The following is a 19,432-nucleotide window of genomic DNA, read 5'->3' as shown; positions in this document are numbered from 1 at the left end:
ATGGAGAAATTCGAGGCAATGCTTCTCCTGACCCTCAGGAACGACTTTACCGTATCAAATAACTCTTTCTAAAGTAGTGCTTACCCAATCCCATACTTGCAAAACCTCAACGCCCTCCTTTTAAAATCAAATCCCTCGTATTTTTTCCTATTCTTATTGTTGTCTAACTTTTCAGACGACCCCTTTCTTTATCCAAACTCCGTTATAATGACGGCTTTAAAATTAATTTATCCAAAGACAGTCTTATCATGAAACACATCCACATTATCGGTATCGGCGGCACATTTATGGGCGGCGTAGCGGCTATTGCCAAAGAAGCAGGTTTTAAAGTCAGCGGTTGCGACGCAAAGATGTATCCGCCGATGAGCACCCAGCTTGAAGCCTTGGGCATAGACGTACATGAAGGTTTTGATGCCGCTCAATTGGACGAATTTAAAGCCGATATTTACGTTATCGGTAATGTTGCCAAACGTGGCATGGATGTGGTTGAAGCGATTTTAAACCGCGGCCTGCCTTATATTTCCGGCCCGCAATGGCTTGCTGAAAACGTATTACACCAGCACTGGGTACTCGGCGTAGCCGGAACACACGGCAAAACGACTACCGCCTCCATGCTTGCCTGGGTCTTGGAATATGCCGGTCTCGCACCGGGCTTCCTGATTGGCGGCGTACCGGAAAACTTCAGCGTTTCCGCCCGTCTGCCGCAAACTCCGCGCCAAGACCCTAACTCAAAATCGCCGTTTTTCGTTATCGAAGCCGACGAATACGATACCGCCTTTTTTGACAAACGCTCCAAATTCGTACACTACCGTCCGCGTACCGCCATTTTGAACAATCTGGAATTCGACCACGCCGACATTTTTGCCGATTTAGGCGCCATTCAAACACAATTCCATCATTTGGTACGCACCGTGCCGTCTGAAGGCCTCATCGTCTGCAACGGCCAGCAGCAAAGCCTGCAAGATACTTTGGACAAAGGCTGCTGGACGCCCGTAGAAAAATTTGGTACCGAACAAGGCTGGCAGGTTGGTACCGTCCATGCCGACGGCTCGTTTGACGTATGCCATCATGGCGAAACGGTCGGACACGTCGCTTGGGAACTGATGGGCGAACACAACCGCATGAACGCCCTCGCCGTTATCGCTGCCGCGCGTCATGCCGGCGTCGATATTCAGACGGCCTGCGAAGCCTTGAGCGCGTTTAAAAACGTCAAACGCCGCATGGAAATTAAAGGCACGGTAAACGGCATCACTGTTTACGACGACTTTGCCCACCACCCAACCGCCATCGAAACCACCATCGAAGGTCTGCGCCAGCGCGTTGGTAATGCCCGCATCCTCGCCGTCCTCGAGCCGCGCTCCAACACCATGAAACTCGGCACCATGAAAGCCGCCCTGCCCGCAAGCCTCAAAGGTGCCGACCAAGTGTTCTGCTACGCCGGCGGTGTGGACTGGAACGTCGCCGAAGCCCTCGCGCCTTTAGGCGACAAGCTACACGTCGGCAAAGACTTCGATGCCTTCGTTGCCGAAATCATGAAAAATGCCGAAGCAGGCGACCATATTTTGGTCATGAGCAACGGCGGTTTCGGCGGAATTCACGGAAAACTGCTGGAAGCCTTGAAATAAGCCTTCTCCAATAACCAAGGCCGTCTGAAAAGTTTTCAGACGGCCTTTTATCATATGCCAATTTAAAATCTATATTTACGAAAAATGTTTTGGTAATACCCAAATAACACTCATCTATTATTTGCCCATACATACTTGCTCAAGACCATTTTTCCATTATGCATTGCCAATCCTCCCCAAAATCTGATAATAATACAGACAACATCTAAGCCGTACATATATCATGAAACACAAAACTACCTTTAAGCCCATAGTTCTCAGTATTGCGCTTTCCATCCTTCTGATTACAACAGCGGTATTTTTTGCCCGTCATCACAACTCTATCCCAAGTATTAATACCAATTTCCTACAACAGAAGATTACCGAACCCGAAGGACCATCACCGCAAATCGTACAATCTGCGCGAAACCAAATTGGCAAAACCCTTCGTTACGACCCTGCTTACACCAAGCTCAAATATCCAATGGGCGATGTACCTATGGAAAAAGGCGTTTGCACAGACGTGGTCATCCGTGCCTTGCGCGACCAAAATATCGATTTGCAAGAGCTTGTTCATCAAGACATGAGCCGCAACTTTTCCGTCTATCCGAAACGCTGGGGTTTGAAACAACCTGATACCAATATTGACCACCGCCGCGTACCTAACCTAATGACTTATTTCACGCGTCAAGGCTGGGCAGTTCGAGATACAAACTATCAAGCTGGCGATATTGTAACTTGGGAACTGAAAGGCAACCGTCCCCATATCGGCATCGTCTCCGATCGAAAAATCGGCGACAGGCCCTTGATTATTCATAATATCGGTTCAGGAACCCGTGAAAACGACATCCTCTACCGCTACACCATTACCGGACATTACAGGCTTCCCGTTCGATAAACCTTAGCACCAAATCCTAGGTACCTATTAATCTGAAACGATAAAGAGCAAATATACCTCGTCAGTTTACATAGCATGAAATACAAAAAAGGCCGTCTGAAATAGTTTCAGACGGCCTTTTACTTTTACCTAACCCTCTTTATTTAACCGCAACCGCCGCATTTACCACAGCCGCTGCTGCAGTCGCGTTTTTTCGGTTTGAACACGAATTTTCGCAAGAGGAAGAATACGCAGGCGAGCATAATCAAGCCGACGATAATATATTGAGTCATGATGATAGTATCCTTGAAGAAATTTGGTAAACCACGAATGCGGCAAAATAAGCCATCAGGAACAAATAGCCTGTAATCATAAGCATATTTTTCGTGGATTTGGTTTCGCGTCTAATCACGGTCAAAGTCGCGGCACACATCGGAGCATACACATACCAAGCCAAGAAGGCAAAGGCGGTCGGCAAGCCCCAGTTGTTGTGTATGATGGGAATTAATGCGTTTTGTACGGCATCTTCAGACGACGCGCTGACGGCATAAACGGTACCCAATGCGGCAACGACCACTTCGCGCGCGGCAATACCCGGAATCATGGCGATACACATTTCCCAAGTAAAACCCAAAGGTGCAAAAAACGGCTGAATAGCATGACCAAGCGTACCTGCCAAGCTGTAATCGATGGCGGCACCGGTTGCGCCTTCAGGCGGTTGCGGCCAGCTTACCAAGCCCCACAGAACCACGGCCAACGCAAAAATGATGGTACCCGCGCGTTTCAGGAAGGCTTTTACCCTATCCCACAAGCTGGTCATGATGTGTTTGAAGTTAGGCGTACGGAAAGTCGGCAATTCCATTAAAAGTGGGAATTGTTGCACATTGCCTTTCATCCGCGCCAAGCGTTTCATGATATACGCTGCCAATGCAGCCGACAGAATGCCTACGATATAAAGAATAAACAATGTCAGGCCTTGCAGGTTGAAAATCCCACCCACTGTACGGTCAGGAATAACAGCGGCGATAATCAGCGCATACACTGGCAAACGTGCGGAACAAGTCAGCAACGGCGCAACCGCGATGGTAACAAGGCGTTCGCGCGGGTCGTTAATGGTACGCGCCGACATCACGGCAGGAACGGCACAGGCAAAGCTGGACAAAAGGGGAATAAACGAACGGCCGGACAAACCGCTTTTCGCCATGACGTTATCCAGCAGGAAGGCTGCACGCGGCAGATAGCCTGAGTCTTCCAATAGCAGGATAAAGGCAAACAAAATCGTAATCTGCGGCAGGAACACCAACACGCTGCCCAAACCGGCAATGACGCCGTTGACGAGCAAGTCGCTGAGGATGCCCGGTTCCATGTTCGCGCCTATCCATTCTCCCAGTGCGGTAAAACCACCTTCAATGGCGTCCATAATCGGTGCCGCCCAAGTGTATACCGCTTGGAACACCATAAACAGGATCACCAGCAGCATAATCATGCCCCAGACGGGGTGCAGCACGATGTCGTCGAGTTTTTTGTGCCATGCGGGCAGCGTCATCTGGGTGCGTACCACTTGTGCCAAAATCGATTCGACTTCTTGATAAAGTTTGTCGCTATCCAGCGCATCGAGCGTGCGTTCGGCAGAGGCGGGGTTTGCGGGAAAAGAGCGTTTGCGCGGCAGCTTCGCCACGGCTTCGCGTACAGCCTGTACGCCCGACGCGCTCACTGCAACTGTTTCCAAAACAGGTGCATCCAACAACTCGCTCAGTTTGGCCGCGTCGATATTCAAGCCCCTTTTGCGGGCCACGTCGCTCAAATTCAGCGACACCACCATAGGCAGTCCCAGCGTTTTCAGTTCCAAAATCATGCGCAGGGTCATACGCAGGTTGGTCGCGTCGGCAACGGCAATAATGGCATCGGGCGGAATGCCCATCTTGCCTACCATTACATCTTTCGCCACCGCTTCATCGGGGCTGGTCGTGCGTAGGCTGTATGTGCCCGGCAGGTCGATAATGCGGACGGCCTCGTCGTCGAGGAAGGCGCCCTCGCGCTTATCGACAGTTACGCCCGGATAATTGGCAACCTTGGCATGTGAGCCGGTCAAACCGTTGAACAAAACGGTTTTGCCGCAGTTTGGCGCGCCAATCAAGGCAAAATAGCTTAGTTCCATCATTTTTCCTTATTCTTTCAGACGGCCTTAAACGGCCTCAACGATACGACACATAATCTTCCCGGCCTCTTCCGAACGCAGGGAAAATTGGGATTGATTGCCCAAGCGTACTGCAAACGGTCCTCTTCCAAAACCGCCCACGGCAATCACTTGCAACGGCATTCCGCTGGAAAAACCCAAATCCGCAAGACGACGGGTTACCAAGGTATCCAAATCACCAAAAACAGGATTGGGAGCAATGGAATCAATATGTACGACTGCGCCTTTTTTCAGACGCGACAAAGGAATGGCAGACATAAGCCTCTCTTTTCATTTGTTTTAAAAAATCAGATTATTAGAAATGTGAGAAGTGCTGACGAATGTGTGGCACATTTGAAAGGTTGGTTATGAGTGGCTATTCGCTACTTCTTTCAATAAGTGCGGTTTGTTTTAAGTATTGTTATTTTCTTTGCTAATGATAAATCTTATTAATGTAAAAATCAAATGTAACAAGATGAGACCTTTGCAAAAAAGTCCTTCCCCCAACAGCCGAAACCAAAACAAAGATTTTCAGCTGTTTTCATCCCAAATCACTCCTGATTCGACTCAAATACCCCCTTAATCCCCCTTGGATACCTGATTAATCAGGCATCCGGCCGCCTTTTAGGCAGCAACAGGCGCACTTAGCCTGTTAGCGGCTTTCAAAAGGTTCAAACACATCGCCTTCAGATGGCTTTGCGCACTTACTTTGAGCAGCCCGAAATAGGCTGCCCGCGCATAGCGGAATTTACGGTGCAGCGTACCGAAGCTTTGTTCAACCACATAACGGGTCTTCGACAAATACCGGTTACGTTTGGTTTGCGCTTCCGACAGCGGATGTTTGCGGTGGGCTTTGCGCATAATGCCGTCTAACAACTGATGTTCTTTCAGATGTTGCCGATTTTCCTTACTGTCATAGCCTTTGTCGGCATAGACGGTTGTGTCTTTGGCTATTCCTTCCAGCAAAGGCGACAGGTGGTTGCACTCATGGGTATTGGCGGGAGTGATGTGCAGTTTCTCGATATAGCCTTCCTCATCGGTGCGGGTATGTTGTTTGTAACCAAGTTTGTAGAGGCCGTTTTTCTTTGTCCAACGGGCATCTTTGTCTTTACTCGGTGTGGTTTGTCCGCTGACTTGTCCTTCCTCGTCAACTTCTATAGCCTGACGCTGTTTGCTGCCGGCGGTCTGAATAATGGTGGCGTCAATGACGGCGGCGGATGCTTTCTCTACTTTTAGGTTTTTTTCGGTCAGTTGGCGGTTGATCAGTTCCAATAATTCGGACAGGGTGTTGTCTTGCGCCAGCCAGTTGCGGTAGCGGCATAAGGTGCTGTAATCGGGAATGCTCAGTTCGTCAAAACGGCAAAACAGGTTGAAATCGATGCGGGTGATGAGGCTGTGTTCGAGTTCGGGATCGGAGAGGCTGTGCCATTGTCCGAGCAGGACGGCTTTGAACATGGACAACAGGGGATAGGCGGGACGGCCGCGGTGGTCTCGAAGGTAACGGGTTTTTTGACGATTCAGGTACTGTTCGATCGGTTGCCAATCAATCACCTGATCCAACTTCAATAGTGGAAAGCGGTCGATGTGTTTGGCAATCATAGCTTGCGCGGTTTGCTGGAAGAAGGTACTCATGAAAAATCCCCTAAATGTCTTGATGGGAATTTAGGGGATTTTGGGGAATTTTGCAAAGGTCTCAAGATAAACTAAAAAGGCTGAAATCCTTTTATCATTAGGATTTCAGCCTTTTTATACACTCAATAAACTAAAGGCCGTCTGAAAACTTTCAGACGGCCTTCAAAATAAAAAACCGAATCAAATCGGTTTTTTATTCCCATTCAGGGAAAGGCTCTAAATTACAGAGCGTCTTTCAATGCTTTACCGGCACGGAATTTAGGAGTTTTAGCAGCAGCAATAGTCAGAGGCTCGCCAGTTTTAGGGTTGCGGCCTTGACGTTCGGCACGTTCGCCGACGTAGAAAGTACCGAAACCGACCAGAGTAACAGTGTCGCCGTTTTTCAGTGCGTTGGTTACGGCATTAGTAGTAGCATCCAAAGCTTTTTGCGCAGCAGATTTGGAAATGCCGGCTTCTTGAGCAATTGCTTCGATCAATTCAGACTTGTTCACAATTAGTCCCTTCCTATCGTATAAAGATGATGAAATGCCCGAATACTCGGGGCTTGAGCGCTTTCAAAGCACATACGCACTTTATAGCAATTCTGAAATTATCATGTCAAGTAAAAAATGTGGAATTGCCCTATTTTTGGGGCATTCAGGGCAAAACCACATTTTTTGCAACATCAGACGGCCAACTTAATGCTTGGTTGCTTTTGTTCTTGACTTTGTCTTAGGAGTTTGCACGGTCTCGGCAACTGCTAATTCGGCAACCCATTGCTCAGGCTGAGTTTCCAGACCCAAAGCCAACACTTCATCAATCCATTTGACCGGATGGATGGTCAGACCGGTTTTGACATTTTCAGGAATTTCTTCCAAATCTTTGACATTGTCTTTCGGAATCAATACATGCTTGATGCCACCGCGCAAAGCAGCCAGCAGTTTTTCTTTCAAACCGCCGATCGGCAACACTTCGCCACGCAAAGTGATTTCACCGGTCATCGCTACGTCCGCACGCACCGGAATTTTGGTAAAGGCAGAAACCATCGCCAAAGTCATGGCAATACCTGCGCTCGGACCGTCTTTCGGCGTCGCACCTTCCGGCACATGGACGTGAATGTCTTTCTTCTCGTAAAAATCAGGAGCCAGACCCACTGATTCGGCACGGGAACGGACAACCGACCATGCGGCCGATACTGATTCTTTCATCACATCGCCCAGTTGGCCGGTGCATTGAATCGTACCTTTACCCGGCAAGGCAACCGCCTCAACAGTCAACAACTCGCCACCGACTTCAGTCCAAGCCAGACCGGTTACCTGGCCGATGCGGTTTTCGCTTTCGGCCACGCCATAGTCGAAACGGCGCACGCCTAGATAGTCATGCAGATTTTTCTCAGTAACTTTAATTGCTTTAGGCTTGGCCTTGCTTGCTGTTTTGGATTTGGACGCTTTTTTCTTATCCTCATTCAAGGTAACCTGCATTACTACTTTGCGGCAGATTTTGGCAATTTCGCGATCCAACGAGCGGACGCCGGCCTCGCGAGTGTAGTAACGGATAATATCGCGCACCGCACTTTCATCAACCACCAACTCACCCTCTTTCACACCATTGCGCTTCATTTGTTTCGGCACAAGGTATTGCATGGCGATATTGATTTTTTCATCTTCCGTGTAACCGGACAGACGGATGATTTCCATACGGTCAAGCAGCGGAGTCGGGATATTCAAGCTGTTTGAAGTGGCAATAAACATCACATCGCTCAAATCGTAATCGACTTCGGCATAATGGTCGGCAAACTTGTTATTTTGCTCAGGATCAAGCACCTCAAGCAATGCACTGGCTGGATCGCCACGGAAATCACTGCCCATTTTGTCGATTTCATCAAGCAGGAACAATGGGTTTTTTACACCCGCTTTTGCCATGTTTTGCAGGATTTTGCCCGGCATAGAGCCGATATAGGTACGGCGGTGGCCGCGGATTTCGCTTTCATCACGCACGCCGCCTAATGCCATACGCACATATTGACGGCCTGTAGCTTTGGCAATCGATTCGCCCAAGGAAGTTTTACCCACTCCCGGAGGACCGACCAAACACAAAATCGGGCCTTTGAGCTTGTCCATACGTTTTTGAACAGCCAAATATTCCAAAATACGTTCTTTGACTTTTTCCAAACCATAGTGGTCGGCATTCAAAATCAAATCAGCCTTGGCAATATCTTTGCTGACACGGGATTTTTTCTTCCATGGCAACTCAAGCAAAGTATCGATGTAGTTGCGCACGACGGTAGATTCCGCAGACATCGGCGGCATCATTTTCAGTTTTTTCAATTCAGACAGACATTTTTCTTCAGCCTCTTTGCTCATGCCTGCTTCTTTGATTTTGTTTTCCAGCGCATCCAGCTCGTCGCGCTCGTCTTCTTCGCCCAATTCTTTCTGAATCGCTTTTACTTGCTCATTCAAGTAATACTCACGTTGGGATTTTTCCATTTGACGTTTCACACGGCCACGGATGCGTTTCTCGACCTGCATGATATCGAGTTCGGCTTCCAACTGCGCCAGCAGAAATTCCAAACGGTCAACAATGCCGGCAGTCTCCAGTACATATTGACGCTGCTCTAATTTCAGCTGCAAATGCGCGGCAATAGTATCGGCAAGACGGCTGTTGTCATCGATACTGCTGATGGTACTGATAACTTCGGCAGGGATTTTTTTGTTCAATTTCGCATATTGCTCAAATTGAGTCAGCAAGGTACGGCGCAAGGCTTCAATTTCGGGATTGTCCTTGTCGCTGTTTTCATCAATCGCCTCCACATGGGATAAAAACAGTCCGCCTGTTTCGTCAACCGTCAATGCGCGCGCACGACGGATACCTTCTACCAACACTTTAACGGTGCCGTCAGGCAGCTTCAAAACCTGCAAAACTTGGGCAACCGTACCAGTTTGGTGCAAATCTTCAGCTTTAGGGTCTTCTGTATTAGGGTCAAGCTGGGCCAACAGGAAAACCGGATCATCATTAGCCATTGCCGCCTCAAGGGCTGCAATCGATTTAGGACGACCGACGAACAGCGGCAATACCATATGCGGATACACCACGACATCGCGTAAAGGCAAGGTAGCCAGCGCACTGTATTCCTCGAAATATTTGTCTTTTGTCGGCATAGTTAGAAATCTCAATCATTGTTAAATCAGAATGTAGCTCAAAATTGGGCTGAAGCGCTCCATTTCAAGACTTGAAAACAGCTTATCCGCACCTATTTTCTAAAACATCATTTTTAATAGCCCGATATGGACGTTTACGATAAAATATATCGGATTTTGGGCCGTCTGAAAACTTTTCAGACGGCCCTGGCTAACCAAAAAAGGTAGTAAACCATGACAGACTCAACCGAAAAAAAATCATTAATTGAATTCCCTTGCACCTTTCCTGTAAAAGTCATGGGCGTGGTTCATCCGGAATTTGAATCCGCCATCTTGGAAACCGTGCGCAAACACGCTCCCGATACCGAGCCGCACCACATTACTACGCGCCCAAGCAGCAAAGGCAACTATACCGGCGCGACTGTCCATGTAAATGTTGAAAATCAAGAGCAACTCGACAATATCTACCGCGACCTGACTTCACACGAATTGGTAAAAGTGGTGCTGTAATGAAAATCGTGCACAAAGGCTTGGTCGATTACCTGCCGACTTTCGAAGCCATGAAGGCATTTAATGCCTCGCGTGACGAAAATACCGAAGACGAATTATGGGTGGTCGAACATCCGCCCGTATTCACTCAAGGCTTGGCCGGTAAGCCCGAACACCTCCTCATCCGCGACGATATTCCCGTTGTCCAAATTGACAGAGGAGGTCAAATTACCTACCACGGTCCTGGCCAATTGGTCGTTTATACGATGATCAATTTCAAACGCCGTAAGACCAGTGTGCGCCATATCGTTTCCGCACTTGAAAACAGCATCATCGCCACCTTGGCAGAATACGGCATCGAAGCAGCCGCCGACCCCAAACGTCCCGGCGTTTATGTCGGCGAGCGTAAAATCGCTTCCCTGGGCCTGCGTATCAAAGACGGCTCCGTTTACCACGGCTTGGCGCTTAACGTGAACATGGATTTAAGTCCGTTTACCCATATCAACCCCTGCGGTTATGCCGGTATGGAAATGACCCAAATTGCCGACTTTGTCTCTCCGGCACCCGGCTTGGCAGAAGTTTCAGACAAACTGACCAAGCATTTACAGAAAGAGCTGGCATAAGGCCGTCTGAAAATATTCGACCCCAACACCATCTTTTAACTGCCCCTCTGAACCCACAAGCCCTTAGTTCATAAAGACTACAATAAGCTTTTCAGACGGCCTTTATAACGACAGAAAGAACACATCACCATGAGTGAAGAAGTAAAAAACGACCCAAAACGCGGCATCAAACTGAAAGGCGCAGATAAAACTGCACGCATTCCGATTAAAGTTGTTCCATTGGAACAAAAATTGAAAAAGCCCGAATGGATCCGCGCCAAATTACCGGGCAAGAAATTCTTTGAAATCAAAAACATTCTTCGCGAACAAAAAATGCATACCGTGTGCGAAGAAGCATCTTGTCCCAATATCAGCGAATGCTTTACCAAGGGTACGGCCACATTCATGATCATGGGCGATATTTGTACCCGCCGCTGCCCATTCTGCGACGTTGGCCATGGCCGCCCGAATATGCTGGATCCTGACGAGCCTAAACATTTGGCAGAATCCGTCAAAGCCATGAACCTGCGCTATGTCGTGATTACTTCCGTCGACCGTGACGACCTGCGTGATGGCGGCGCCCAACACTTCGCCGACTGCATCAAAGCCATCCGCGAAACCAGCCCGAATACCAAAATCGAAATCCTTGTTCCCGATTTCCGCGGCCGTTTGGACATCGCACTGGAAATCTTGGCAGAAACACCGCCCGACGTGATGAACCACAACTTAGAAACCCATCCAAGCCTGTATAAAAAAGCCCGTCCGGGTGCCAATTACCAACACTCCCTCGAGCTTCTGCGCCGTTACAAAGAAATGATGCCCCATATCCCGACAAAGTCCGGCATCATGGTCGGCTTGGGCGAAACAGACGAGGACGTACGCGAAATCATGCGCGATATGCGTGCCAACAATATCGAGATGATTACCATCGGCCAATATCTGCAACCTTCAGACGGCCACCTGCCCGTCCTACGCTATGTAACGCCTGACCAATTTAAAGTTTTTGAAAAAGAAGCATACGAATTGGGCTTTACCAATGCCGCCATCGGTGCAATGGTCCGCTCCAGCTACCACGCAGACGAACAAGCAGCCGAAGCTTTGCGTGAAACCCACGGCGGTTGCAGCCATCACTGATGGTTTAAATCATATAAGGCCGTCTGAAAAATCAGTAGACTGTTTTTTTCAGACGGCCTTTGTTTAATATACAAAACTCTTCAGATTTCCAAAATAAACCTTATTCAAACTCTAAAGAAAACTAAGAATTCAATCCACTTATATTGATAATAAATTGAAAAAATATAGGAATTATCCTTTTTTATAATGGGTTTATGCTCTGTTGCATCTGTCATTTCCTTTATAAGGCTATCTGGATTCCATTCGAAGAAGCGGCTTGCAAAACGAGTTATGGTGTCTATCCATATGCTTGTATACCCATATTTTCTTGAAATACATCCTCGTATATGAGTTCTTAGAGATACAAAAAAGAGAAAGTCTTAAAATAAGTAAGCCTTTTCATATAACTAAGAAAAAAGGCAATCATCAAGGTTTGAAAGTTAAAAATGCTTGGTAAAAATAGCCTAGAAAATAGGATAAACAGATGAAAGTAAATATAGATGATTCATTGAAGGAACAAGGAGTTCACACCTCCGTAAAAAAGAGAAAACTCAGCTTTGATGAGATTCGTTTCAATCTCTTTGCTTATTTAGAGGATTATTCCAAGATGGGATTCTCTTTTGTAAAAGCAGGCAATGAGCTATTGGAAATAAGGAAAGAGCTTGACAGATATACTCTTTTCGGACAGTGTTTTTTAGGCTATTTTGTGATTAGCCAAAAGAACCAGATCTTCTTAATTTGCAATCCGGAAGGAGTAGAAGTATTTCAAAAGCCAAGAATTTTTGTCAATCATTCTTTACAGGCTTTTGTTTCTTCCTATTCTCTATTTATGTCTGCCGTCTTTCTTTTAAAATCAAAATTCTATAAGAGTCAGGCTTATCAAGCAGAGGAAATTGCAACAGATCTGATGAATAAAGTGGCAGATTTGGAAGAGCCCATTGAACAAGAGTTAACATTCTGGGAACATATCGCTTATTTAATAGAAGATGATGGAATCGTTTTAAGAGATGACCTATTTCATATTTTGAATAAAGGATACTAGACCTTAGAGTGTTGGCTTCTAAATCCTGCTTAGCCACATAAAAATTGAAAATCAGATATAAGAGGAATTATTTTTGTTTCTAATACAGTCTTGGTAGATAATCAACCATCAAGCAGATTTTGATCAAAGTTTTTTAAAGGCTTTGTCTTTAAGTAGGAAAAATCGAACAGTCTTCAATTCAGTCAGATCCGGATAGATGACAGGATGAAACCTAAGATTTTTTCTAGGTAGGAAATGGAAAGGATGGACTGGAGGACCTGTGTCAGTAACATTTTTTGTAACAGGATACTACAAAAAGAAATCGATAACCAGAAAAAATAGAAGAATTTAAGTAATTATCCCAAAATTAAATAATACAAAAAAGCGGCAAAACAGGATAAACACTGTTTGCCGCTTTTTAATTTATTTCTTTATTTTACTTCTTCAACAATTTTGCCGCTTCAATCGCGTAGTAAGTCAAAATACCATCGGCGCCGGCGCGTTTGAATGCCAATAAGCTTTCCAAAATGGTTTTCTCACCATCCAACCAGCCATTTTGAATGGCAGCTTGAAGCATGGCATATTCGCCGGAAACTTGGTAAGCATAAGTCGGTACGCCAAACTCGTCTTTAACTCGGCGGACGACATCCAGATATGGCAAACCCGGTTTTACCATTACCATGTCTGCGCCTTCTTGAATATCCAATGCGACTTCGTGCAAGGCTTCGTTAGTATTTGCAGGGTCCATTTGGTAGGTTTTCTTGTCTGCCTTACCCAAATTGCCAGAGCTGCCGACGGCATCGCGGAACGGGCCGTAGAATGCTGAAGCATATTTTGCCGAATACGCCATAATGCGTGTATGGATGTGTCCGGCATCTTCCAAGGCTTCACGGATGGCAAGAATACGTCCGTCCATCATGTCTGACGGGGCAATGACTTGTGCGCCTGCATCGGCATGGCACAAAGCCTGTTTTACCAAAACTTCAATGGTTTCATCGTTGAGGACATAGCCATTTTCATCGGTTAAACCGTCTTGGCCGTGAATTGTATAAGGGTCTAAGGCAACGTCGGTCATAATCCCCAGCTCTGGGAATTTCTCGCGCAGGGTTCGCACTACTGTCGGTACCAAGCCTTCCGGGTTATAAGCCTCCTCCGCAAATTCGGTTTTGTTTTGCGTTACCACGGGAAACAAAGCCAGCATAGGAATACCGAGATTCAGTGCTTCTTCAGCGGTAAACAACAATTTATCCAAACTTTGGCGTTTGACGCCGGGCATAGACGGCACTGCCTCTTCCTGGTTCTGACCTTCCAATACAAAAACCGGATAGATTAAATCATCTGCCGTCAAAGTATGCTCGCGCATCAGACGGCGTGAAAAATCGTCTTTACGCATACGGCGCATACGGGTGTTTGAGACATAACGCGGAGGGAAATTCATAACAATTGCCTTTCAATAATGAAGTCTTAAAATCAGTCTTCGACTTGACGTATGGCTTTGACCGAACGTTTGATTTCGCTGAGCGTACCGGTTTTATAACTATTACGTTCCTGCTCGGTCATACCGTTTTGATCCAATTTGGCGATATTTTTCAATGCCTCGGCATATTGGCCGTCTGAAAGTTTTTCCTGTTTGATGCGCCAACGGTTGTTCACTTCGGAAGCCGTCCATAATCCTACTTTGTTGTAGTAGAACAAAATGCTTGCCGCCAGCGTCTTCATATCGCTGTCGGGCTTGGCACTGCCGATACTGCGGCCGATACGGTTGTTACGTTGATCGACTGCCTGGTCGGCAAGGTAACGGCTGAAGTAGTCGTCTTTACCTTCACGCAACTCCATATCCGTCAGGCGCGCATTACCTGCTTTTTCGGCAATAATGCTGTCGAATTTAGAAGCAATTGCCGCCTGCCATAATGCTTGGCGTACGGCATTGACCTGTGTTCCCCTGCTGTCGCCGTTTGCTTTGTCATCCAAACCTGTACGCTCGGCAAAGCGCGTGGCATTACTGGTCATATTGATTAAGCCTTCATCCTCCATACCGATGACTTGGGCGGCCACGGGATGGTTAAGCGCAAATTGTGCCATTTTACTGCGGCGGCTTTGATCTTCCTGATACGATTGGCAACCGGACAATACCAGCATGCCGAGAACGGCGCATTGAATGTGTTTTTTAATATGTTTCATGATGTAACTATCGATATTATTGTGTGAGTTCAACTTATTGTTTAACATAGAAACGCCCGTAAGCGCAAAATAATTCCCATACGGCCAAATCGGCGCATGAATGGCTATTTTATAATAAAAATAAGGCCGTCTGAAATTTTTCAGACGGCATAAGTATTTTTAACCTACCAAGCTTCGAATTTGCGGCCAATAAAACAGACAGGCTATCGAGCAAATAGCAATACTGATACCGGCTGCATTAATGCTGCTGATTTTTTCTTTAAACATTGCCGCACCAATCAGCGTACCCAAAACAATTACGCCGATGTTCATACCGGCAAACACCAAGGTCGGATTATCCTTCATGATTTGGTGTGCCGAGATGTAGGTAACAATATTCAAAAAATTCAGGCAACCCAAAATCATACCACCCACTATACCCTCTTTGGTCCATTTGCTTCCTTTGGCAAACAGGTAGCCAAACATCAAGATACCGGCCAAACAAAATGCTACCAGCAAATTACCGGCAAACGCGGTACCGCTTTTCGCCACTTGTTTGAACAGAATATCAATGATGCCGTAGCCACACCAAACGCCCAAAAGCAGCATCACTTGCGTGCCGAAACCGCCGGATTTCTTACCGCCATCGTTTTTCCAAAGCAAGAAAAACAATGCTGTAAATGCCAATACCAAACCAATCAGACGGCCTTCGGTCAGTTGTTCATGAAAAAGCGTGAATGAAGCGATAATGGGCAAAAACAGCGATAAGCGCTGTGCCGCATCCGATTTGACGATACCTGCCGCATCTACGGATTTGCCCATAATGACAAACACAGTTGGCAGCAAGATGCCCAAGGCCGCAAAAAGCCACCAAGTCGGCAAAAATACCTGCGGATTGCTTAAATCAGGTTTTAACACCAGCATGGTCAAAGTGACGGCAACGATATAATTCACTGCTACCGCCTGCTCGATATTGATTTTTTGCTTGCGCGCCACTTTCAGCAATACGGAAACCAACACGCTGCAAACGATACTTGTCAATAAATATGCCATGCTTTAAAACCATCCTTGAGTGGAAACAGGCTTATCTTCATTCAGTTTGATCAGTCCGACGACTACGCGATAAATGAGCCAAATACCGGTTGCTGCCAAAATCAGCCAACCGATTAAGATAAGTATGGTCAGCATCCCTAAAACCATACCAATCAAAGACACCCAAAATGTCTTAATCAGATAATCAATATGGCTGGCGTAAATGCTGCCTTGCGCTTCATCGCGTTTGATAAACGCCAAAATCACACCGACGACGGGTGTAAACCAAATAAACAAGCCCAACGCATATGTGACATAGGCAATAAAAACATAGTTTTTCACTTCGGATTTGGACGTATTGACCATATTGCCCCCCATATTATTGTTCCCTGTATTATAGTTTGCCGTGTGATTGGCCGCCGTATCATTGAAGCCGTTGTCTTGGACTTCCTGAGGCTCATACTGCATCGCCGCATCATAAGCCAAACGTTTTTCCGGATGAGACAATACTTCAAACGCCTGTCCGATGGCTTTAAAACGCTCCGCATCTTTCTGAATATCCGGATTGGCAACCAATTTGCCGTAAGCCTCGCGGATAACGTTGATATCTGCATCCTGAGATACACCCAAGATTTCGTATAAATTTAATTGTTCCATCTGTATTCCTATCCTTTATGAATCGACTGCAACATGAACATCTTTCGGATTGAGCGTCCGCAGGTTTTCAGGTTTTATGCCCACGATAAACCCACGTTTGCCGCCATTGATAAAAATCTCGTCCAAAGCCCAAATGCTTTCTTCCACATAAACCGGCAACGCGGTTTTCATACCGAACGGCGATGTCCCGCCGACCAAATATCCTGTCCATTTCGCCGCCTGATCCGCCGTTGCCGGCTCGATGTGTTTCAAGTCCAGTTCACGCGCCAGATTGCGGGTGGAAATATGTTTGTCGCCGTGCATTAACACAACCAAGCCTTTTTTGTGTTCATCCTGCAGGACGATTGTTTTGATGACTTGATGCTCAGGCTTGCCCGTGCACTCGGCAAAACGCGCCGTACCGCCATGTTCTTCATACGCGTAAACATAAGGGACAAAATCGATTTTTTTACTGCGTAAAAAGCGTACTGCCTGCGTAACCGGATATTCTGCTTTACTCATGGGTTGTTTCCCGCCATCCTTTTCAGACGGCCCCTCTTAAATGTGGAACGTAAACAGTCACAATGTTACCATACCTTCTTTTTGAAATCAGGAGACAACATGGACATCCGCTATCTTGGTGCAAGCAAACGCTATTCGGAAGCCGTCGTAGCCAACGGCTTGGTTTTCCTCTCCGGCATGGTTCCCGAAAATCCTGAAGCCGATGCCAAAGCGCAAACTGAAAATGTTTTGGCGCAAATCGATTCATGGCTCGCACAATGCCAATCCGACAAAGCCCATATTTTAGAAGCCACCATCTATCTACCCGATATGAACGACTACGCCGCCATGAACGAAGCCTGGGACGCATGGACAGCCCCTGAACGCGCTCCCGCCCGCGCCTGCGTAGAGGCGAAACTGGCTTCGCCTGACTGGAAGGTTGAAATCAAAATTACCGCCCTTCAAATCAAATAAAGCACAAATATCAGGCCGTCTGAAAACGCAGCTTCAACCAAGCAAGCGCAGTTTTTCAGACGGCCTTTATTCTTTTGCGGTACAATACCGCCCTTAAATTTTTCTATTATTTCAAAGCACAAACAGCCATGTCCAAAAAAACCAAGCAAGAATTAGAAAACAACAAACTCAGCAAACGCCTGCGCCACGCCGTTGGCGATGCCATTAACGATTTCAATATGATTGAGCCGGGCGACAAAATCATGGTCTGCCTTTCCGGCGGCAAAGACAGCTACGCCCTTTTAGACATTCTGCGCCAGCTTCAAGCCAGCGCGCCAATTGATTTTGAACTGGTCGCCGTCAATCTCGACCAAAAACAGCCGGGCTTCCCCGAAGAGGTATTGCCGACCTATCTCGAAAGCATCGGCGTTCCCTACAAAATTGTTGAAGAAGACACTTATTCCACCGTTAAACGCGTATTGGACGAAGGCAAAACGACTTGTTCGCTGTGCAGCCGCCTGCGCCGCGGTATTCTATATCGCACTGCAAAAGAATTGGGCTGCACAAAAATCGCCTTGGGACACCACCGCGACGACATTCTTGCCACCATGTTCCTGAATATGTTTTACGGCGGCAAACTCAAAGCCATGCCGCCCAAACTGGTAAGCGACAACGGCGAACACATCGTCATCCGTCCTCTGGCGTATGTCAAAGAGAAGGACTTGATCAAATATGCCGAGATGAAGCAATTCCCAATTATTCCATGCAACCTCTGCGGCTCTCAGCCCAACCTGCAACGCCAAGTCATCGGCGACATGCTGCGCGATTGGGACAAACGCTTCCCCGGCCGTATCGAGTCCATGTTCTCCGCCCTACAAAACGTCGTTCCTTCGCATTTGGCCGATACCGAACTCTTCGACTTTGTCGGCTTGGAACGCGGTCAAAACCTGAAACACGGCGGCGACTTGGCGTTTGACAGCGAAAAAATGCCGGAACGTTTCTCCGACGGCAGCGAAGAAGACGAAAGCGAAATCAAAATCGAACCGCAAAAAGCCGAACGCAAAGTCATCAATATTTTGGCAAACAAACCCAAAACCTGCGGTATGTAACCGCGTTTAGACATTCAGACGGCCTTTCGGTAGCTATTTACTGAAAGGCCGTCTGAATATTCATATTTGAGATTTTTTCTATTCTTTTTTATCTATTCTTTCCCTGACAAACCGTGCAGCAGCAATCCCAATACGTCTTGCGGCAGCTTTTGCGGCGCGGCGGCATAAAGCTTGGCCAGTTGCGGATGGCGCATCAATATATCCGCCTGACGGATGAACAGGTCGATGAGTTCCACCGGCAAATCGGGCTGAATCAGGCGGCGTTGTTGCAGGGTGTGGAAAAAAGCGCGCATAAAGGCGTATTTTTCTTCGTTCAATTCGTGGAAAAACCGCTCCAGCTCCAAATCGGTGTTCTCTTCGATGTCGCGCAGGAAAGCGGCGGAATAGAGTTCTTCAAACGATTGTTTTTGCAGGGCAAACACAGCCTCGGCGGCTTCGCGCAGGCTGCATTGCCGTGCAAGCAGATTTTCAAATTCGGCACGGACGCGGTTTTTCTGCTCGGTAACGATTGCCTGCAAGAGTGCGTTTTTACCGCTGTAATATTTGTAAAAAGTAACGCGGCTGACGGCGGCCTCAGCGCAGATGCTGCCTACGGATACGGCGGAAAAGCCATGTTCGCGGAATGAGCGGCGGGCGGTGTCGGCGATAGTTTGTTGTTTGCTGGCAGTCATGACGGTAGGAAGGTTTTGATTTTGTTAATAAAGGGTTTTCACTAAAGTTATCCGCAAGTCGGATACTCATCATATTTCCCCACGGCGGCAATGGCAATATGGCGGCCTTCAGACGACCTCTTTCCTTATCCCTCCGCTCCGCCCTACGAATGAGGGCTATCGGATGCTTGGCAGGCCAAATTCATGAAGATTACAGAATCTGCCTCCTCCAACCTTCTCCCAAAAATAGGAGAGGGATTT

20 protein-coding genes are annotated in these 19,432 nt (G+C 47.2%); 8 read left to right on the top strand and 12 right to left on the bottom strand.

Going from position 1 to position 19,432, the window contains the following annotated elements:
• The first annotated feature begins 248 nt into the window (after positions 1-248).
• Both mpl and HMPREF2560_RS07360 read left to right on the top strand, forming a co-directional pair.
• Positions 249-1,625: a UDP-N-acetylmuramate:L-alanyl-gamma-D-glutamyl-meso-diaminopimelate ligase gene (mpl, locus tag HMPREF2560_RS07365; protein ID WP_070873799.1), complete on the top strand. Its 1,377-nt coding sequence runs from the start codon at positions 249-251 to the stop codon at positions 1,623-1,625.
• Positions 1,626-1,848: 223 nt separating this feature from the next.
• Positions 1,849-2,502, top strand: a complete 654-nt coding sequence (locus tag HMPREF2560_RS07360; protein ID WP_070873798.1) for a DUF1287 domain-containing protein — start codon at positions 1,849-1,851, stop codon at positions 2,500-2,502.
• A gap of 143 nt (positions 2,503-2,645) precedes the next feature.
• On the opposite strand, the gene HMPREF2560_RS10960 is transcribed toward HMPREF2560_RS07360, so the two are convergent.
• The 6 genes from HMPREF2560_RS10960 to lon all read right to left on the bottom strand — a co-directional run bounded on the left by HMPREF2560_RS10960 (position 2,646) and on the right by lon (position 9,426).
• Complete coding sequence (locus HMPREF2560_RS10960; protein WP_003683546.1) at positions 2,646-2,774, bottom strand: FeoB-associated Cys-rich membrane protein; 129 nt, start codon at positions 2,772-2,774, stop codon at positions 2,646-2,648.
• Positions 2,771-4,639 (bottom strand): ferrous iron transporter B, encoded by a 1,869-nt coding sequence (locus tag HMPREF2560_RS07355; protein ID WP_070608305.1) that lies wholly within the window; start codon positions 4,637-4,639, stop codon positions 2,771-2,773. The genes HMPREF2560_RS10960 and HMPREF2560_RS07355 overlap by 4 nt, the downstream gene beginning before the upstream one ends.
• Positions 4,640-4,666: 27 nt before the next feature.
• A complete protein-coding gene (locus HMPREF2560_RS07350; RefSeq protein ID WP_070850513.1) occupies positions 4,667-4,936 on the bottom strand; it encodes a FeoA family protein in 270 nt (89 codons plus the stop codon).
• Positions 4,937-5,281: 345 nt separating this feature from the next.
• Complete coding sequence (locus tag HMPREF2560_RS07345; RefSeq protein ID WP_070873797.1) at positions 5,282-6,289, bottom strand: IS5 family transposase; 1,008 nt, start codon at positions 6,287-6,289, stop codon at positions 5,282-5,284.
• A gap of 221 nt (positions 6,290-6,510) precedes the next feature.
• A complete protein-coding gene (locus HMPREF2560_RS07340; RefSeq protein WP_003683413.1) occupies positions 6,511-6,780 on the bottom strand; it encodes an HU family DNA-binding protein in 270 nt (89 codons plus the stop codon).
• A 186-nt stretch (positions 6,781-6,966) separates the two neighbouring features.
• Positions 6,967-9,426: an endopeptidase La gene (gene lon / locus HMPREF2560_RS07335; protein WP_004519709.1), complete on the bottom strand. Its 2,460-nt coding sequence runs from the start codon at positions 9,424-9,426 to the stop codon at positions 6,967-6,969.
• Between the two features lie 213 nt (positions 9,427-9,639).
• Between lon and HMPREF2560_RS07330 the strand changes: the two genes are divergently transcribed.
• The 4 genes from HMPREF2560_RS07330 (at position 9,640) to HMPREF2560_RS07315 (ending at position 12,651) form a co-directional block, all read left to right on the top strand.
• Positions 9,640-9,915 (top strand): HP0495 family protein, encoded by a 276-nt coding sequence (locus HMPREF2560_RS07330; protein WP_004519710.1) that lies wholly within the window; start codon positions 9,640-9,642, stop codon positions 9,913-9,915.
• Positions 9,915-10,517, top strand: coding sequence for a lipoyl(octanoyl) transferase LipB (lipB, locus tag HMPREF2560_RS07325; protein WP_004519711.1), 603 nt, complete (start codon positions 9,915-9,917; stop codon positions 10,515-10,517). Before HMPREF2560_RS07330 ends, lipB begins: the two co-directional genes overlap by 1 nt.
• 129 nt (positions 10,518-10,646) lie before the next feature.
• Positions 10,647-11,630 (top strand): lipoyl synthase, encoded by a 984-nt coding sequence (gene lipA, locus HMPREF2560_RS07320; RefSeq protein WP_070460755.1) that lies wholly within the window; start codon positions 10,647-10,649, stop codon positions 11,628-11,630.
• A 463-nt stretch (positions 11,631-12,093) separates the two neighbouring features.
• Positions 12,094-12,651, top strand: a complete 558-nt coding sequence (locus HMPREF2560_RS07315) for an immunity protein (RefSeq protein WP_070608303.1) — start codon at positions 12,094-12,096, stop codon at positions 12,649-12,651.
• Positions 12,652-13,066: 415 nt separating this feature from the next.
• Here the strand turns inward: HMPREF2560_RS07315 and hemB are convergent, their stop codons facing one another.
• The 5 genes from hemB to HMPREF2560_RS07290 all read right to left on the bottom strand — a co-directional run bounded on the left by hemB (position 13,067) and on the right by HMPREF2560_RS07290 (position 16,980).
• A complete protein-coding gene (gene hemB / locus HMPREF2560_RS07310; RefSeq protein ID WP_039863499.1) occupies positions 13,067-14,068 on the bottom strand; it encodes a porphobilinogen synthase in 1,002 nt (333 codons plus the stop codon).
• A gap of 32 nt (positions 14,069-14,100) precedes the next feature.
• A complete protein-coding gene (locus tag HMPREF2560_RS07305; protein WP_070608363.1) occupies positions 14,101-14,811 on the bottom strand; it encodes a DUF6973 domain-containing protein in 711 nt (236 codons plus the stop codon).
• Between the two features lie 159 nt (positions 14,812-14,970).
• Positions 14,971-15,843 carry a DMT family transporter gene (locus HMPREF2560_RS07300; RefSeq protein WP_070608302.1) on the bottom strand — a complete coding sequence of 291 codons (873 nt, stop codon included), beginning with the start codon at positions 15,841-15,843 and terminating at the stop codon, positions 14,971-14,973.
• 3 nt (positions 15,844-15,846) lie between these two features.
• Positions 15,847-16,479, bottom strand: coding sequence for a DnaJ domain-containing protein (locus HMPREF2560_RS07295; protein WP_070608301.1), 633 nt, complete (start codon positions 16,477-16,479; stop codon positions 15,847-15,849).
• A 15-nt stretch (positions 16,480-16,494) separates the two neighbouring features.
• The gene (locus HMPREF2560_RS07290) at positions 16,495-16,980 is read right to left on the bottom strand and encodes an aminoacyl-tRNA deacylase (protein ID WP_070608300.1); all 486 of its coding nucleotides are present in this window, start codon (positions 16,978-16,980) and stop codon (positions 16,495-16,497) included.
• 99 nt (positions 16,981-17,079) lie between these two features.
• Here HMPREF2560_RS07290 and HMPREF2560_RS07285 point away from each other — a divergent pair, with 99 nt between their 5' ends.
• Complete coding sequence (locus HMPREF2560_RS07285) at positions 17,080-17,433, top strand: RidA family protein (RefSeq protein ID WP_003683286.1); 354 nt, start codon at positions 17,080-17,082, stop codon at positions 17,431-17,433.
• Between the two features lie 128 nt (positions 17,434-17,561).
• On the top strand, positions 17,562-18,521 hold the full coding sequence (gene ttcA, locus HMPREF2560_RS07280) for a tRNA 2-thiocytidine(32) synthetase TtcA (RefSeq protein WP_070608362.1): 960 nt from the start codon (positions 17,562-17,564) through the stop codon (positions 18,519-18,521).
• Between the two features lie 92 nt (positions 18,522-18,613).
• Here ttcA and HMPREF2560_RS07275 read toward each other — a convergent pair whose 3' ends face one another.
• Positions 18,614-19,192, bottom strand: coding sequence for a TetR/AcrR family transcriptional regulator (locus HMPREF2560_RS07275; RefSeq protein WP_070608299.1), 579 nt, complete (start codon positions 19,190-19,192; stop codon positions 18,614-18,616).
• Positions 19,193-19,432 lie beyond the last annotated feature (240 nt).

The organism is Neisseria sp. HMSC078H04 (assembly GCF_001838135.1).
In the GTDB taxonomy this organism is placed as follows: domain Bacteria; phylum Pseudomonadota; class Gammaproteobacteria; order Burkholderiales; family Neisseriaceae; genus Neisseria.
The sequence above is the reverse complement of the archived record's forward strand: the minus strand, read 5'-3'. Positions and strand labels throughout refer to the sequence as shown.